Source organism: Limnohabitans sp. 103DPR2, from assembly GCF_001412575.1.
Classification (GTDB): domain Bacteria; phylum Pseudomonadota; class Gammaproteobacteria; order Burkholderiales; family Burkholderiaceae_C; genus Limnohabitans_A.
Window position 1 is genome coordinate 1,757,903 of sequence record NZ_CP011834.1, and the last position, 17,726, is coordinate 1,775,628.

The window sequence follows — 17,726 nt, forward strand, 5'->3', positions numbered from 1 at the left end:
TAGTTGTGGTCAATTTCTCCCCAATTTGAGGGGAAATCTGCGTCAGATCCTTGGTTCGGGTCGGTTAACATGGAGGCTTGAGGCACAAGGTGTGCCTTTTGACCCATTTTCTGACTGCTGTGCGCCTTAATTCCATCAAATTATCAGGATTCAAATCCTTCGCAGAACCCACCAATTTTGTGCTGCCTGGCCAATTGGTGGGAGTTGTTGGCCCTAATGGTTGCGGCAAATCCAACATCATGGACGCATGCCGCTGGGTTTTGGGCGAGTCCAAAGCGTCTGAGTTGCGTGGCGAGTCCATGCAAGACGTGATCTTCAATGGCACCAATACCCGTAAAGCAGCCAGCCGCGCCAGCGTGGAGTTGGTCTTTGACAATGCAGATCACCGTGCGGGTGGTCAGTGGGGCCAGTTTGCAGAAATTGCAGTGAAACGTGTGCTGACGCGCGATGGCAACAGCAGTTACTACATCAACAACCAGCCTGTTCGACGCCGCGACGTTCAAGACGTGTTTTTGGGGACAGGCTTGGGACCCCGCGCCTACGCCATCATCGGCCAAGGCACGATCAGCCGAATCATTGAGTCTCGCCCTGAAGAGTTGCGCCTCTTTTTGGAAGAGGCTGCTGGCGTGTCCAAATACAAAGAGCGTCGACGCGAAACTGAAAATCGATTGTCTGACACGCGCGAGAATTTAACGCGTGTTGAAGACATCTTGCGGGAGCTCAACGCCAACCTTGAGAAGTTGGAAAAGCAAGCTGAAGTTGCGCAGCGCTTCAATGACTTGAAGTCCGACAGCACATTAAAGCAACAGCAGCTGTGGTATTTCAAACGTGCAGATGCCGAATCTGATCAAGTCAAAATCAAGGCCGACGTTGACAAAGCTGTCATTGACTTAGAAGCCCGCATTGCCGATTTGCGGCACGTTGAAGCCGATCTGGAAACAGTTCGTCAAGCGCATTACGCCGCAGGTGATCAAGTCAATCAAGCTCAAGGTTTGCTGTACGAGGCCAGCGCAGAAGTCGGCCGTTTGGAAGCCGAAATTCGATTTGTGGTGGAAGGTCGTCAGCGCGCTGAACAGCGAATGGCGCAATTGCAAGAACAAACGGCCGATTGGTCAGACCGTCAAGTTCAAGCCCAAGCCGAGTTGGAGTCTTTGGCAGAGCAAGCCCTCCAAGCCGAAGATCAAACCCTCACTTTGGCCGCTCAAGTCGAAGAGCAAGCCCAAGCCTTGCCAGATTTGGAAGAAGCTCTGCGCCAAGCGCAAGCCAAAGCCAACGAACAGCGCAGCAGTGTGGTTCAAGTCCAGCAGCAAATTCAAGTGTTGGCCGCAGATCAACGCAACATTGAAGACCAAACCCGCCAACTGACCATGCGCCGTGAGCGCTTGGTTGCTGATCGCAATGCCTTGGACGCCCCTGACGAACAGCGCTTGCTGAATTTGCAAGCGCAATTGGGACAAGCCGAAGAATTGGCCAAAGAGTCCAGTGCACGCTTGCAGGAACTCGAAGAACAAACACCGCGCTTGGACCAAGAACGTCGTGACAAGCAGCAAGCAGTCAACGATGAGTCTGCCAAGTTGGCCGATCTGTCTGCCAAGATCGAGGCGCTTAAATCCTTGCAAGAAAAGGTAAAAACCGACGGCAAGCTCAAGCCCTGGTTGAACAAGCATGGCTTGGACAATTTGCAAGGTTTGTGGAGCAAGATCCACATGGAGCCCGGCTGGGAAAATGCCATGGAGTCTGCGCTTCGTGAGCGTTTGTCTTCCCTTGAGGTTTCTCGCCTCGACATGGTCAAGGCCTTTGCTTCAGACGCTCCACCTGCCAAGCTGTCTTTTTATGCGCCTCCCAATGGCACTGCCACTGTGGCTCGCAAAGGCTTGCCCTCAGCCTGCCGACCCTTGTCTGATTTGTTGCGCCTCTCCGATGCAGGTTTGTCTGCACTGTTAACGGATTGGTTGCAAGGTTGTTTCACGGCGCCTTCTTTGGAAGATGCCATGGCTTGGCGCGATCAACTGCAAGGCAGCGAATGCTTTGTGGTTCAGGCGGGTCATGCGGTTGGCAAACACAGTGTCAGTTTTTACGCACCAGATTCTGAACAAGCTGGTCTGTTAGCCCGTGCGCAAGACATTGAAAATTTCGAAAAACAATTGCGTGCACAAACACTGATTGCGGAGGAAACCAGATCGGCTTCTGTCCGCGCAGAAGCCTCTTACTCAGATGCGTCACAACGTTTGGTGTCTGTGCGTCAAGAGGCTTCTGAAGCCCAATCTAAAGCGTACGAACTCCAAGTTGAAACTTTGCGCTTGTCCCAGTGGGCTGAGCAAACCCGTGCACGCAGTGATCAAATTGCCAGCGACTTGGCCGAGGTCGACTTGAGCCTTGAAGATTTGCAAGAACGCCGCATGACCGCGGAAGGACGATTTGAAGAACTCGACATGCAATTGGCCGACAGCCAGGAGCGTCACGCCCAATTGGACGAACGTGTCATTGAAGCCGAACGCAAATTGTCAGAGTGCCGCGAACAACAACGGACCTTGGAGCGTTTGGCGCAAGAAGCCACGTTTTCACAGCGCAGCTTGGATGCGCGTCGTTCAGAGTTGCAACGTGGACTTGAAACAGCCGCACAACAAATCCAATCCATAGCGGCTGAACAAGAACGTGCGAAAGATGAACTGTCTCGCCTGACCGATGCAGCTGCACAAGCAGGTCTGCAAAATGCCCTCGCCATGAAGATGGAGCGCGAGCAGGTCTTGGGTGCAAAACGCAGTGAATACGACGACCTGACTGCCAGGTTGCGCGCCAGCGATGAGCGTCGTATGAGTTTTGAGCGCGAACTGGACCCCTTGCGACAACGCATCACTGAGTTGCAATTGAAAGAGCAAGCCTCTCGCTTAGGTCTGGAGCAATACACGCAGTTGCTGGTCGATGCAGAGGCTGATCTTGAAGCCTTGGCCAAATCGATTGAAGAAGGCAATGTTCGATTGACGGGCCTTCAGTCTGAGATTGACCGTTTAAACCGAGAAATCGCGGCTTTGGGTGCTGTGAACTTGGCGGCTTTGGACGAGTTGACTGCGGCGCGCGAACGCAAAGTCTTCTTAGATGCGCAAACGGCTGACTTGACGGAAGCCATGACCACCTTGGAAGACGCGATCAAGAAGATTGATGCTGAAACACGCGACTTGTTGGGTGGTACCTTCAAAATTGTGAATGAGCACTTTGGCCGCATGTTCCCTGAATTGTTTGGGGGCGGTAACGCGCGCTTGGTGATGACGGGTGACGAAATTTTGGACTCGGGTGTTCAGGTGATGGCTCAGCCGCCTGGCAAAAAGAACCAAACCATTCACTTGTTGTCGGGTGGCGAAAAAGCCCTCACAGCCATTGCCTTGGTGTTTGCCATTTTCCAGCTCAATCCAGCACCTTTCTGTTTGCTCGACGAGGTGGACGCGCCACTCGACGATACCAACACCGAGCGCTATGCCAAACTGGTGAAAAGCATGGGCAAGGAAACACAGTTCTTGTTCATTAGCCACAACAAGATCGCAATGGAAATGGCAGAGCAACTCATTGGCGTCACGATGCAAGAGCAGGGTGTATCTCGCATCGTGGCTGTGGACATGGAAGCTGCGGTTTCGATGGCCGAGCTCACTTGAATTGAAATGAGCGCACCTGTTTCAACCTTCACTTACGCACATCACACATGAGCTCATTGCAAAACAGTTTGGCCTTGGTCGGTGGTTTGACACTTGTGGGAGTTGTTTTGTACAACTTTTGGACAGCACGCCAAAATGCACCGAGGCAAGCTGATCCAGATTCTGCCGCGCAAGACCCTGGCCTTCAAATTCACGAGCCAGATCCATCCGCTGGACCCAAGGATCCCAGCTTCTTGGACGATGCTTTGGATGTTTTGCCTGTTCCCGATAAAAAGCCACCTTTGGATGCGCTGATCGACGTCATTGCTCCCATTGAAGTCGACGCGGCAGTGTCTGGCGATGCAGCCTTGGCAGCCTTGCCTGCTACCCGCCGTGTCGGAACAAAGCCATTTGCCGTTGAAGGACTGAGTGACACCAGTGGTGAATGGGAGACCCCTGTTGCAGGCCGCCGATATCACTCATTTCAAGCGGGTGTGCAATTGGCCAATCGCGTGGGCCCCTTGAACGAAATTGAATTTTCTGAATTCGTCATCAAAGCCCAAGCTTTTGCCGACGCTATCAATGGTGCCCCTGAGTTTCCAGACATGTTGGAAGAGGTGGCACGTGGGCGCGAGTTGGATCAATTTGCCAGTGAGCATGACGCACAACTGAGCTTCACCATTTGTGCAACGTCATCTGCTTGGAGTCCTGGCTACATTCAACAGCATGCTGCGCGATGGGGTTTTGTGGCGGGCGTTATTCCCGGCCGCATGGTGTTGGCTGCGCCTGTACAAGGCTTGCCACCCATTTTGTCTTTGTCCTTTGATTCTCAGGCTGCCATGGCCGATGACCCTGCCTTGTCTGCCATTCGTGAGTTCACTTTGAGCTTGGATGTACCACAAGTACCTCGTGATGAGCATGCGTTTGCTCGCTTGCGTGAAGCAGCCCGCATCTTGGGGAACGAAATGGATGGCGTGATCACAGACGGTGCAGGACACGCATTAACTGACGATGACTTGAACGCCATTGCAGCCGACTTGGAGCAACTGTACGACGCCCTCGATCAGCGAGAGCTTTCTGCAGGTTCGCCTCAAGCACGACGCTTGTTCTCCTAAGCGTTTGCGTTTTGCCCCTCAGACTCGGCATGGTTAGACCGTGAATCTAGATTTATTTTCAGATCCTAACGATGGCAAAGCGTCACCTGCTGCGGATGTCGCTGAGCAAGCAGCGAACTTAAGAAGACAGCTTCACCATCACGCGCATTGCTATTACACCCTCGATGCGCCCGAGGTACCTGATGCTGAATACGATCGTTTGTTTCGTGCTTTGCAAGCTTTAGAGTCTGCGCACCCCCACCTGAGAACACCCGATTCACCGACTCAACGCGTCGGCGGCGCGGTGTTGCCAGAATTTCAGACAGTTCGACATCAAGTCCCGATGTTGAGCATCCGCACAGAGACCGATACCGAATCCAGCGGCGCCATTGCATTTGATACACGGGTGCGGAAAGAACTGGCCCTGAGCGATGCCGATCCTGCAGTTGACTATGTTGCTGAATTGAAGTTTGATGGCTTGGCCATGAGCTTGCGTTACGAGCATGGTGTGCTTGTTCAAGCCGCCACACGCGGTGATGGTGAGTTTGGTGAAGATGTGACGCACAACATTCGAACCATCGGTCAAATACCTTTGCAACTGCCATCAGACGTTCCAGATGTTTTGGAAGTTCGTGGCGAGGTTTACATGCGCCGTGATGACTTTGAGTCCTTGAATGAGCGGCAGCGTCAAAAAATTGCGGAAGGCGCCAAAGGGGAGAAAACTTTTGTCAATCCACGCAATGCCGCTGCAGGGGCTGTTCGCCAGTTGGACTCCAACATCGCTGCACAGCGTCCTTTGAGTTTTTTTGCGTATGGTTTGGGCGAGGTTAAAGAGGGCTCGTCAGCATTTCAAGCCTTTCAAACGCACTATGAATTGCTTCAAAGCCTAAAACGCTGGGGCTTTCCTGTCGCAGAACAAACGCGCTGCGTTCAAGGCGCGGAAGGTTTGATTGAATTTCATGCGCAAATTGCCGCTGAAAGAGATGCCTTGCCCTATGACATTGATGGCGTGGTTTACAAAGTCAATTCTCTTGGGCTTCAAGCGCAGTTGGGGTTTGTGACGCGCGAGCCCAGATGGGCTGTAGCACACAAGTACCCAGCCCAAGAAGAAATGACACAGGTATTGGACATTGATGTCCAAGTGGGACGCACTGGCAAGTTAACACCCGTCGCCAAATTGGCCCCCGTGTTTGTGGGTGGTGTCACTGTGACCAACGCAACCTTGCACAATGAAGATGAAGCCCGTCGCAAAGATGTGCGAATAGGTGATACGGTCATTGTTCGCCGTGCGGGGGATGTGATTCCTGAGGTGGTTAGCGTGGTCTTGGACCAGCGCAAGCCCGAAGCGCTGGTATTCACCATGCCCAAAATTTGCCCCGTTTGCGGCAGTCCTGCACTGAGGGATGAGGGTGAAGCAGACTACCGTTGCAATGGTGGATTGTTTTGCAAAGCTCAGCAAAAACAGGCCTTCCTGCATTTCGCCCAGCGCCGCGCCGTAGAGGTGGACGGCTTGGGTGAAAAATTGATTGATCAATTGGTCGACGCAGGGATCGTCAATACCTTGCCTGATTTGTACAAGATGGGTCTGACCGCCTTGGTTCAACTCGATAGAATGGCTGAAAAGTCAGCATTCAACATACTCAAGGCATTAGAAGCTTCAAAGTCCACGACGCTGCCACGTTTCATTTACGGCTTGGGTATTCGTCACGTCGGTGAGGCGACAGCCAAAGAATTTGCAAGGCACTTCGGTACCCTGGATGCTTTCATGAATGCCGATGAAGAGTCACTTTTGCAAGTTGCAGATGTCGGCCCTGTGGTTGCCAAAAGTGTCATCACTTTTTTTGCACAAGCCCACCATCAAGAAATCGTGGCCCAACTTCGTGCATGTGGTGTTCATTGGGATGAGGGGCCACCAGCAGAACGACAGTTGCAAATTTTGTCGGGTAAAACGGTGGTATTGACCGGAACTTTGCCTACCCTCAGCCGTGATGCAGCCAAAGAAATGCTGGAAGCTGCGGGTGCCAAAGTTGCGGGTTCCGTTAGCCAAAAAACCAGTTATGTGGTGGCGGGTGCAGAAGCCGGCAGTAAATTAGACAAAGCGGTAGCCCTTGGCATTCCAGTTTTGGATGAGGCGGGCTTGATTCAATTGCTTCAAGGAAATCAAGATGACAGTGCGTGAAATATTAAAAATGGGCGATCCCCGTTTGCAGCGAGTTGCACAACCTATCGAAAAGTTCAACACGCCCGAATTGATTCAAGGTTTGGCAGACATGAAAGAAACCATGCTGGCGGCCCATGGCGCCGGTTTGGCAGCACCTCAAATCGGTTGGGATGTGCAAGTGGTTATTTTTGGCACGGGTCAAGTCATCCCACGTTATCCTGACGCTGCGCCAGTACCTTATACCGTGCTGATCAATCCCATCATCACACCATTGAGTGAAGAGTTGCAAAACGATTGGGAAGGTTGTTTGTCTGTGCCTGGCTTGCGCGCTGTGGTGCCTCGCTGGCAAAGTATTCGCTACACAGGTTTTGATGAATTGGGCAACGCCATTGAACGAACCGCTGAGGGCTTCCATGCCAAAGTGGTCCAACATGAATGTGACCATTTGATGGGTATTTTGTACCCTCAGCGCGTTCGTGATTTTTCTAAGTTTGGATTCAATTCAGTTTTGTTCCCCGAGTTGGCCCCTGAAAAATCGGCTTAAAGCTTTGCTAAACGTGCCAACGCAGACTGCAAAGTACTGTCTTGTTTGGCAAAACAAAACCGGATCACGTTTTGGTCAAAGCCATCGCCATAGAAGGCCGACATGGGAATGGCGGCCACACCAATTTCCCGCGTTAGCCATTGACAGAATTGGGACTCTCCCAAATTCTTTTCCGGTACAGACAGTTCAGAGATGTCGACGCATTGGAAATAGGTGCCTTCACCAGGCAACATCTTGAAGTTCGTCTTGGCCAGTCCGTCTCTGAACAAATCGCGCTTGCGTTGGTAAAACTGCGGAAGATCCAAGTAAGGCCTTGGGTTTTGCATGTACCTGGCCAGTGCATGCTGAACCGGTGTGTTCACTGTGAAGACATTGAACTGATGCACTTTGCGAAACTCAGCGGTCAATGATGCGGGTGCTGCAACTGTGCCTACTTTCCAGCCAGTGACATGGTATGTTTTGCCAAAGCTAGACACCACAAAAGCCCTTGCCGCCAAACCTGCATAACTAGAAGCGCTGTGATGTTTCAATGGGGCGTACACCATGTGTTCGTAGACCTCATCGCTGATCAACAGCACTTGGGTGGGCGCCAAAATGTCTTGAAGCTTGAGCATGTCCTCGTGACGCCAGACCATGCCGCTGGGGTTATGCGGTGAGTTGATCAAAATGGCGCGGGTCTTGGGTGTGATGGCTGCTTGAATTTTGACGAAGTCTGGCCTGAATGTGCCAGGCGTTAGCGGCACACGTACAACTATGCCGCCTGCCATCTCAATGTTAGGTACGTAGCAGTCATAGCAAGGTTCTAAAACAATGACTTCATCACCTGGATGAACCACAGCCAACATGATCGTTAGGATGGCTTGGGTGGCACCTGCGGTGACCGTGATCTCGCTTTGAGGGTCGTAATGACGACCATACAAGGCTTCAATTTTTTGGGAGACTGCTTCTCTAAGGGGCGCCGCGCCCGGCATGGGCGGGTACTGGTTCAGGCCTTCTTTCATCGCCTGCGTCACTTGATCGACCAAGTGGGGGTCGCATTCAAAATCTGGAAAGCCTTGGCCTAAATTGACAGCACCAGTTTCAGCCGCCAAGGCCGACATGACGGAGAAGATGGTGGTGCCCATCTTGGGATGTTTGGAAGTTACTTGCGGTGTCATGATGGCTGCCTCACATGTCATAGTCGTTCACATGGCCTGTCATGGCTTTTGCAACCAAAGCAGCCGTCAATCGGTCACTCAACAATTCGGCAAACTGATAAACAAAGTTACGCAAATAAGCGCCACGTTTGAAGGCCACGCGCGCCACATTTTTGCCTAACAAGTCGCCCAAAGGCCTCGCCACCAAATCTCCGACAGGATCGTCTTTGACAGCCATTTCAGCCACGATGCCGACGCCGAGTCCCAATCGCACATATGTTTTGATCACGTCTGAATCAATGGCTTCCAGGGCAATTCTGGGATGCAACTTTTTGCTTTCAAACGCTGCGTCAATGCGTGTGCGGCCTGTGAATGAAGGGTGGTAAGTGATCAAAGGTTCTTTGGCAATGTCTTCCAAATGCAGGTGTTTTTTCTTGGCCAAAGGATGGTCGGGCGCCAAGACCAACATGTGTTGCCACTCGTAACAGGGCAATGTGACCAAATCATCATAGTCGGCCAATGATTCTGTGGCCATGCCAATTTCTGCCGTGTCATCCAACAACATGCGTGCGACCTGATCGGGTGATCCTTGGTGCAAACTGATGTTGACTTGAGGGTATTGTTCGCGCAGGCGTGCAACGGGCACAGGTAAGACATAGCGGGCTTGCGTGTGCGTTGTGGCAATCGACAGCGTGCCGTTGTGTTGCGCGCTGTATTGCTCACCGATGCGCTTCAGGTTGCCGATTTCTCGCATGATGACTTCAATGCTTTTCATCACATGCTGGCCAGGTTCTGTGATCCGCTTGAGTCGCTTGCCATGCCTGGCAAAAATATCGATGCCCAGTTCTTGTTCAAGCTCGATGATGGCTTTGGAGACGCCTGGTTGTGAGGTGTGCAGCGCTTTGGCCGCCTCGGTCAGGTTGAGGTTGCGCCGTGCAGCTTCTTGTACAAATCGGAATTGATGTAAGTTCATATCAATAAACCCTGTAAGAATGGGTTTATTATGCCTTACAGATCTATAGCTGACGTGCTTTGCTGGTTCAATCAGGGCAAGGAAGACAAGGCAATGTTGGCCATGGCCTGCGTTAACTGGGGTTCCTCGCCAATGGCACGCCTTAGTTCAAACTGAACGTCTGGGTGATCTTTTTGGAGTTGCTGTACCAAAACGGGCAGGTCTTCACGGGCGTGCCTTCCCACCCCCAAAAACATGGGAACGATGACGATGTGTTGAATGCCGCGCGCAATCATCATGGCCGCAGTGGTGGGCAAGTCAGGCTCTGTTAATTCCAGATAGGCGCAAGCGACATCGGTTTGGGACGACACGGTTTGTATACGTTGAGCCACGGCCTCAATGGGTAAGCGCCAGAGGGCATCGCGTGAGCCATGCGCAAACAAAATAATGCCTTGGGATGGTGTTGTCATGAATTGCCAATCAACGCAGCCTTACTGCCTGAGAACCAACCACCCAAAAGTGGCCAAAGAAATGATGCTGTAAATCATGGCCGGTGCCGCAGCTGTGAGCCAAGGTTGCCAGTTTTGCAGATTGCCCATGAAACCGAAGACATTGTTCAAGAGGTAAAAACTAATGCCTGCCATTACGCCACCAAAAACATAGCCAGCAATGTTGCCCGAGCGAAAGTGCAAATAAGCAAATGGCAAAGCCAAGGTCAACATCACCCAGCAGCTGAGTGGGTAGAAAACTTTTCGCCAAAATTCAATTTCGTACTTTTGTGCGCTTTGACCATTGGCCGCCAAATGGCGCATGTACTGAAACAGATCAATCGTTTTCATGCGATCTGGACTCAGTAGCGCTGCACTGATCATTTCTGAAGTGATCTCGGTTTGCCATTTCCATTCAGGCAATTGAATGACCTCAATGCGCGCTTCATCGCCACGGGTCATGTGGAACACACGTCGATCGACAGGCTTGAGCAGCCACGCACCGTCGTCAGTGAATTCAGCGCGAGGAGACAAGGTGATCGATTTCAAACGTCCATCGTTGTCAAACTCGCTGATGCGAATGTTCTCTGGCTGTCCGGTGCTGCTAAGGCCGCGAACGTTGACAGCAAATTGTGAATCAGTCTGTTTTTCACGCAGCCAAGCGCCCGTTTGACCGACCGTGATTTGGCCTTGGTAGTTGGCCTTCAAAAGTTGAGCTTGCCGATCGGACCAAGGCGAAATGTAATCCCCGAAAATAAAAGTCACTGTGACAAAAATCAGGCCCAGTTGAAACAAGGTTTGCAGCGCCCGCCAAGGTCCAAGTCCCCCAGTTCGAAGGATGGTGAACTCGGAACTTTGCGCAAATCGCGCCATGACAAAGATAGAGCCAATCAAGACCGAGATAGGCAGCAACTCATACAAGTGATTGGGAATCAGCAAGGCCACATACATCAAGGCATGTTGCAGCTGATAGCCTTGTAACTTGTTTTTGCTCAGGGTTTGAAGTTGGTCTACCAAATCAAAAAAGACGAACAAAGCCAAGAAGCCCAAAGCGACAAAACTGACCGCGCGAATGATTTCGCTGTGAATGAGTTTACGGACGGTTTTCATGCCGTACTCCTGGTTTTCGGCTGGACCAGCGTGAACAAACTTCGCCAAGACAAATTCAGATGGCGAACTGTGAGCCAGCTGATGGCGAGCAAAAAAGCACCGCCATGGAGAAGCAGCATGAAGGCGGGCAGGGTGGTTCTGCCCGATGCGATCCAGTTTTGGCCCACATTGACCATGTTGTAGTAGCCCACAAAACAAAACAAGGCCACAGCCAGGTGATAACTTTTACCAACGCGAGGATTGACGCTGGCCACCGCCAAGCCCATGATCATCAGGTTGAAAGCCGCAAAGGCCAATCCGAGGCGCCAGGACAATTCACCCAGGTTGATGGCCGTGGGTGCTTTCAACAATCCTAAGGTGCTGATCATGCGGCTTTGAACATCGGTGTTGACCAACTTGGACGTGGGGTCGATCAACAATTGGTAATCTTTGAATTCGGTGATGCGTACTTCACCTGTTTGATGATTGCGCAACATTTGCTGGCCTTGCTGCAGGCTTAAAAAACGTTCGCCCTGATGCCATTCAATTTGACCTTGCTGGGCCGTGGTGATGGTTTCGATGGCACCTTCAATGCTTGAAACAAAAACATGACGCCCCGTCTGATTGTTAGGACTGTCCTTGTCGATGAAAAATACGCGCTTGCCACCAGCGGATTCTTGAAATTGACCGGGTGCGACGCGCTCGATGTCATTGCGTTGTTCGTAGCGATCTCTCAGGTCTTGGATTTGTTGGTTGCTCCAGGGCCAGACAAACAAGGCTAACAAAGCAATGGCCAACAAGATAGGCCATGCAAATCTCAACAGCGGCTTTGAAAAAGAAACGAGGCCTCTGCCACTCGAAAACCAAATGACCATTTCACTGTCTGCATACATGCGAGACAAGGTAGACACCACTGCAATGAACAAACTCAGCGTCAAAATCGTGGTCAGATGACCGATGACTGTCAAGCCCATCACCAACATGACTTCTGAGGGATTGACCGACCCGCGCGTAGCTTGACCCAGCGTTCGGATCAAAATAATGGTCATCACGATGGTGGCCAAAACCACGACCGTGGCACCAAAACTTCGAGCCAAGTCTTTTCGAATGGAAGAATGGAATAACATTGCTGCGCTACTAAACCTCAATTATGAACTTCGAATTAAAAACACTTTCCTTGGCAGCTGCTGCCAAATCTTCGACGGACACCCTGATTGTCCTCATTTCTAAGCACTTTAAAGCAGGGAAAGACCCTCTTTCTGACTTGATTGGCAAAGCCATCAAGGCCAAGGACCTGTCAGCCGAGGCGGGGAAACTGCTCAATGCCTACGCGTTACCTGGCGTGAAGGCCGCCAAGATTCTGATGGTCGGAATAGGCGAAGCCCGTGCGGCCGACGTAAAAACAGCGGTGGCGGCTGTTGCTGCGCATCTCAAAACAGCAAAAACAGCCAATGCGGTGATGGTTTTTTCAGAAGCGACGACCGCAGAGGCCCTGCAATCCGCGGTGCTGACTTTGGCGGATTCAACCTATGTTTACACAAGCACAAAATCGAATCCAGTAGCGCGTCACTTAAAACAAGTTGACTTGGGCCTTGTGGGCGCCAATGCCACGCTTCAGCATGCCTTTGCAACAAGCATTGCCATGGTGCAAGGCATCGAATTCGCAAAAGAATGGGCCAATCGGCCAGCCAACCACGCCACCCCCACACTGCTAGCGAAGGCGGCACAAACTTTGGCCAAAGCGAGTCATATCTCCTGTGAAGTCCTCGGCCCCAAGGAAGTGGCCAAATTGGGCATGGGATCCTTCATGGCTGTGGCTCAGGGTTCGGCCGAACCTCTGCGTTTCATCGTGTTGAAATACCAAGGCGCTGCCAAAACCGAAGCGCCGACCGTCTTGGTTGGCAAAGGCATTACCTTTGACACAGGGGGTATTTCACTGAAGCCGGCGCCAGAAATGGATGAGATGAAGTTTGACATGGGCGGCGCAGCCAGCGTACTTGGCGTATTCAAGTCACTCAGTATTTTGAAACCAGCGGTCAATGTGGTTGGCCTCATTCCTGCCTGCGAAAACATGCCCGATGGCACAGCCATCAAGCCTGGTGATGTCGTGACCAGCATGAGCGGTCAAACCATCGAGATTTTGAACACAGACGCTGAAGGGCGACTTATTTTGTGCGACGCCTTAACGTACGCAGAGCGCTTTAAACCCAAGGCGGTGATTGACATTGCCACTCTGACGGGCGCCTGCGTGATTGCGCTAGGCGCTGTTCGATCTGGCCTCTTTGCCACAGAAGATGCCCTGGCAGATGCTTTGCAAAAAGCTGGCGATGACGCCATGGACCTGTGCTGGAGAATGCCTCTAGATGACGAATATGCAGAGACTTTGAAGAGCAACTTTGCCGATGTCGCCAATGTGGGTGGTCGACCCGGTGGCGCCATCATTGGTGCCAAATTTTTGCACCGCTTTGCTCAAAAATATCCTTGGGCCCACTTGGACATTGCCGCAACGGCGTGGAAGGGTGGCGCGGCCAAAGGCGCTACAGGGCGTCCAGTTGGCCTCTTGCTGAACTATGTGTTGTCTCAAGAAACCACAGGCAAGACCAAAGCGCGCGCCAAGTAAATCAATGAGATTTGCAAATGACGCAAGTTGACTTTCATTTCAATGCGCCCGACAAATGGCTGTACCTCAGCCGTTTGTTGCGCAAAGCAAATGCCCAAGGAAAACGTGTGGGTGTTTGGGGTGAGTCCGCAAAGATTCAGCGTCTCAATCAAGACTTGTGGCAGCTGGGGCCAACTGATTTTGTGCCCCATTGTTGGATCAGCGAAGCCCCCGAATGTGTTGATCGTTCAACTGTTGTCATGGCTGAAGATTGGGTCCAACTTCGGAGCTTGCAAGGCTTGGATGTTTATTTAAATTTGAATCATTCTGTCCCACATGATTTGAACCAAGTGCCTCGATTGATTGAGGTGGTCGGCCCTGACGATGAGGACAAAGCCTCAGCAAGACAGCGCTGGAAGCACTACACCCAACTTGGATTTCAAATCAATCGTTACGATTTGGCGAGCAGGGGGCCCGTCTGAGCTTGGTTTTTGTCAAAAAAGCGCCTTTATCCATGAAAAGCCCCTTTGACAGCCCCCATTTTTGCGGTATTGTTACGGCTTGCTTGATTGAAGCAAATCCACTTTAATTTCGGAGCTTTGAATGAACTTGTCTTCCCTTAAGACCCCTCTGACAGCTGTTGCTGTAGCCGCTGTTGCTTTGACACTTGTTGCCTGTGGCAAAAAAGGTGGCGATGACGCTCAAGTTATCAAAATCGGTCACGTTGGCCCAACCAGCGGTGCCATTGCCCACTTGGGTAAAGACAATGAAAACGGCGCCAAAATGGCGATCGAAGAGTTGAATGCAGCTGGCATCAAAATTGGCGACAAAGCTGTCAAATTTGAATTGCTGGCAGAAGACGATGCAGCCGATCCTAAGCAAGGTACTGCAGCTGCTCAAAAATTGGTCGATGCCAAAGTTCAAGGCGTGATCGGTCACCTCAATTCTGGTACCACCATTCCTGCATCACAGTTGTACAACGCAGCTGGCATTCCCCAAATTTCTCCCTCCGCTACAAACCCCAAGTACACACGCCAAGGTTACGCTGGTGCTTTCCGTGTTGTGGCTGACGACGTGCACTTGGGTGGCACATTGGGCAAGTACGCTGTTGAAACACTCAAAGGCAAAAACATTGCCGTGATCGACGACCGTACTGCCTACGGCCAAGGCGTTGCAGAAGAATTCGAAAAAGCAGTCAAGGCGGCTGGTGGCAACTTGGTGGGTCACGAGTTCACAACTGACAAAGCTTCTGACTTCAATGCCATTTTGACCACACTCAAAGGCAAAAAGCCTGACGTCGTGTTCTTCGGTGGCATGGACGCTGTTGCAGGCCCCATGCTCAAGCAAATGAAACAACTGGGCATCAACGCCAAGTTCATGGGTGGCGACGGCATCTGCACTTCAGAATTGGCCAAATTGGCTGCAGAAGGCATGTCCGACGAAAACGTTTTCTGCGCTGAAGCCGGTGGTGTTGAAGGCGAACAAAAAGCTGGCATGGACAAGTTCCGTGCTGACTTCAAAGCCAAGTTCAACGCTGACGTGCAGGTGTACGCACCTTACGTTTATGACGCTGTGAAAGTCATGGCACAAGCCATGGTGACGGCCGGTTCTTCCGATCCAGCCAAGTACTTGCCCGCTTTGAAAGCGATCAACTACAAAGGTGTCACTGGCAACATCGCATTTGACGAAAAAGGCGACATCAAAAACGGCGCTTTGACTTTGTACACTTACAAAGGCGGCAAGCGCGAACAAATCGCTGTGGTTCGTTAAGCCATAGCCGGTTCAAAAAAGTAGGGCCTTCAAGCCCCACTTTTTGCACCTATCAAGCCCCGACACTGTCGGGGCTTTTTTGTTGGATCTTGGCTGCTGATCAGGCCAATCCGCGTTTGGTTAGCAAGGGGGTCACAGTGGGCGCACGGCCTCTGAACGCAATGTAGGCTTGCATTGGATCTTGCTTGTTGCCCGCTGAGTAAATGTGCTCGTAAAGCTTGTGGGCTGGTTCGGGTGCAAACAAATCACCGGCTTCCAAAAAGGCGTCAAAGCCATCAGCGTCCAAAACTTCTGCCCACATGTAAACGTAATAGGCAGATGCATAACTGTTGGATGAAAACAGGTGAGAGAAATGCGGCAAGCGATGGCGCATGCCAATGGCCGGTGGCATGTCGATGGCCTTCAGCGTGCGGGCTTCAAAGTCCTTGAAGTTCAAAGAGTCTAGGTCGGTGGTTTCATGCAAAGCCAGGTCTACCAGCGCAGAGGAAACATACTCGACTGTTGAAAAGCCTTGGTTGAAAGTTTGAGCATCCAAAATCTTTTGAATCAAGTCGTCGGGCATGGCTTGCCCGGTTTCAGCATGCAACGCAAATTCCTTCAAAATTTGAGGCTGCATCAACCAGTTTTCGTAGACCTGAGAAGGAAATTCGACAAAGTCTCGCAACACACTGGTGCCAGACAATCTTGGAAAACGCACTTGTGACAACAGACCGTGCAAGCCATGTCCAAATTCATGGAACAAGGTTCTGGCGTCATCTAGGCTGAGCAAGGTGGGTTGACCTTCAGGGCCTTGGGAGAAGTTGTTGTTGTTCACAACGATGGGCCTGATTGACGTACTGAGGTGCATCGGATCCCGGTAGGTACTCATCCACGCACCAGAGCGTTTGGTGCTGCGCGCAAAGTTGTCGCTTAAAAATAAGCCCACATGTTGGCCGTTGGCATCTGTGACTTCCCAGCCCGTCACAGTGTCATGGTACTTGGCAATGTTGCTGACTTCTTTGAAATTCACGCCAAACAAACGGTTGGCCACATGAAACATGGCTTGCATCAGTTTGTGCAGTTGCAAATAGGGCTTGATTTCAGCTTCGTTCAAATCAAATTTTTCTTTTCGGACGCGTTCTGTCCAGAAGTGCCAGTCCCAAGCTTCAAGGTCATTCAAGCCAGACAGTTTTTTCAAGTCTTCACGTTCTTGCAAAGCTTTCAAGCGAGCGGGTTGCCAGACGCGCATCAGCAAGTCACGCGCTTGTTGGGCGCTACCGGCCATGGTGTCAGCCAGTGCATATTCCGAAAAATCTTTGTAACCCAGTAGCCGAGCCTGCGCCAATCGCAGCTTGAGAATTTCCTTCATGATGGGCTCGTTGTTGTGCGCACCCGCATGCTCACCCCGCTGGCACCATGCGTTCCACATGGTTTTGCGAAGGTCCCGTCGCTCCGAAAACGTCATGAAGGGCGTGATGGAAGATCGCGACAAAGTGAATGCATGTGCGTTGGGTTCTGTCAGACCTCTGTCTTTTGCAAGTTTTTGCGCAGATTGACGCACAAAGGAAGGCAGGCCTTGAAGCTCCTCGTCTTTGGTGAGTGTGAGGCAAAAGCTGGACTCGTCCGCCAGGACATTTTGCGAGAACTGTGTAAACAGACTGGCCAACTTTTCGCTGTTTTGAGCGAAGCTTTCGCGGTCTTTTGCTTGGAGCTTGGCACCTGCTCGCACAAAGTCCAAGTGATAACGTTCAATCAAACGTATGCATTCAGCATCCAATTGAAGCTGATGTTTGGTTTGATTCAGTGCATCAATGCGCTGAAAGAGGGCTGCATTCAGGTACAGCGCTGCACTGTGCGCTGCCAATTTGGGCGCAAGATTTCTTTCAAGGCTTTGAATGTCAGGCGAGCTGTGGGAGGCGCTGAGGTTGAAAAAAACATTGGAGGTTTGATTCAACAAATCGCCACTGGCTTCAAGCGCAATCAATGTGTTTTCAAACGTTGGGGGTTCAGAATTGTTAGAAATGGCGGCAATTTCTGCCTGATGCTGCAACAAGGCTTTGTCAAAGGCTTCTTCAAAATGAGACGCTTGAATTGACTCAAAGGGGGGCATGCCAAAAGGCGTTTGCCATGTTTGCAATAAAGGATTGGTCATGTCGGTATTTTTGATGAGTGCGAACGGAATTTTGACTTTAAGGGTTTACCTGAGGTGTGGGGCAAAGCCCCTGAAATAGCCCTTCAATTTTAAAAAGTTCAAGGGAATTTCTTTGAATTAGATTATTCTCCAAGGC

Annotated in this window: 13 protein-coding genes; 7 read left to right on the forward strand and 6 right to left on the reverse strand. The window is 51.4% G+C overall.

Going from position 1 to position 17,726, the window contains the following annotated elements; all coding sequences use genetic code 11:
- Positions 1-119 precede the first annotated feature (119 nt).
- Genes smc through def form a run of 4 tightly spaced genes read left to right on the forward strand, consistent with a single transcriptional unit; the run spans position 120 to position 7,425 of the window.
- Positions 120-3,647 (forward strand): chromosome segregation protein SMC, encoded by a 3,528-nt coding sequence (smc, locus tag L103DPR2_RS08605; RefSeq protein WP_055361947.1) that lies wholly within the window; start codon positions 120-122, stop codon positions 3,645-3,647.
- Positions 3,648-3,694: 47 nt separating this feature from the next.
- Complete coding sequence (locus tag L103DPR2_RS08610) at positions 3,695-4,741, forward strand: cell division protein ZipA C-terminal FtsZ-binding domain-containing protein (RefSeq protein ID WP_055360714.1); 1,047 nt, start codon at positions 3,695-3,697, stop codon at positions 4,739-4,741.
- Between the two features lie 40 nt (positions 4,742-4,781).
- Complete coding sequence (gene ligA, locus L103DPR2_RS08615; RefSeq protein ID WP_055360715.1) at positions 4,782-6,899, forward strand: NAD-dependent DNA ligase LigA; 2,118 nt, start codon at positions 4,782-4,784, stop codon at positions 6,897-6,899.
- Positions 6,886-7,425 carry a peptide deformylase gene (gene def / locus L103DPR2_RS08620; protein WP_055360716.1) on the forward strand — a complete coding sequence of 180 codons (540 nt, stop codon included), beginning with the start codon at positions 6,886-6,888 and terminating at the stop codon, positions 7,423-7,425. Before ligA ends, def begins: the two co-directional genes overlap by 14 nt.
- Here def and L103DPR2_RS08625 read toward each other — a convergent pair.
- The 5 genes from L103DPR2_RS08625 to lptF all read right to left on the reverse strand — a co-directional run bounded on the left by L103DPR2_RS08625 (position 7,422) and on the right by lptF (position 12,217).
- Positions 7,422-8,582, reverse strand: a complete 1,161-nt coding sequence (locus L103DPR2_RS08625) for a pyridoxal phosphate-dependent aminotransferase (RefSeq protein ID WP_231717611.1) — start codon at positions 8,580-8,582, stop codon at positions 7,422-7,424. The genes def and L103DPR2_RS08625 overlap by 4 nt on opposite strands.
- 10 nt (positions 8,583-8,592) lie before the next feature.
- Positions 8,593-9,534 carry a CysB family HTH-type transcriptional regulator gene (locus L103DPR2_RS08630; protein WP_055360718.1) on the reverse strand — a complete coding sequence of 314 codons (942 nt, stop codon included), beginning with the start codon at positions 9,532-9,534 and terminating at the stop codon, positions 8,593-8,595.
- A gap of 71 nt (positions 9,535-9,605) precedes the next feature.
- Entirely contained in the window at positions 9,606-9,983 is a 378-nt protein-coding gene (locus L103DPR2_RS08635) for a sirohydrochlorin chelatase (RefSeq protein ID WP_055360719.1), read from the reverse strand.
- Between the two features lie 21 nt (positions 9,984-10,004).
- Positions 10,005-11,111, reverse strand: coding sequence for an LPS export ABC transporter permease LptG (gene lptG / locus L103DPR2_RS08640; RefSeq protein WP_055360720.1), 1,107 nt, complete (start codon positions 11,109-11,111; stop codon positions 10,005-10,007).
- Positions 11,108-12,217, reverse strand: coding sequence for an LPS export ABC transporter permease LptF (lptF, locus tag L103DPR2_RS08645; RefSeq protein WP_055360721.1), 1,110 nt, complete (start codon positions 12,215-12,217; stop codon positions 11,108-11,110). The genes lptG and lptF overlap by 4 nt, the downstream gene beginning before the upstream one ends.
- Positions 12,218-12,240: 23 nt before the next feature.
- On the opposite strand from lptF, the gene L103DPR2_RS08650 reads away from it, so the two are divergent.
- The 3 genes from L103DPR2_RS08650 to L103DPR2_RS08660 all read left to right on the forward strand — a co-directional run bounded on the left by L103DPR2_RS08650 (position 12,241) and on the right by L103DPR2_RS08660 (position 15,459).
- Entirely contained in the window at positions 12,241-13,710 is a 1,470-nt protein-coding gene (locus L103DPR2_RS08650; protein ID WP_055360722.1) for a leucyl aminopeptidase, read from the forward strand.
- Between the two features lie 17 nt (positions 13,711-13,727).
- Entirely contained in the window at positions 13,728-14,171 is a 444-nt protein-coding gene (locus L103DPR2_RS08655; protein WP_055360723.1) for a DNA polymerase III subunit chi, read from the forward strand.
- A gap of 121 nt (positions 14,172-14,292) precedes the next feature.
- Positions 14,293-15,459: a branched-chain amino acid ABC transporter substrate-binding protein gene (locus L103DPR2_RS08660; RefSeq protein WP_055360724.1), complete on the forward strand. Its 1,167-nt coding sequence runs from the start codon at positions 14,293-14,295 to the stop codon at positions 15,457-15,459.
- Positions 15,460-15,559: 100 nt separating this feature from the next.
- Here the strand turns inward: L103DPR2_RS08660 and L103DPR2_RS08665 are convergent, their stop codons facing one another.
- Positions 15,560-17,590, reverse strand: coding sequence for a M3 family metallopeptidase (locus L103DPR2_RS08665; protein WP_055360725.1), 2,031 nt, complete (start codon positions 17,588-17,590; stop codon positions 15,560-15,562).
- Positions 17,591-17,726: the final 136 nt, after the last annotated feature.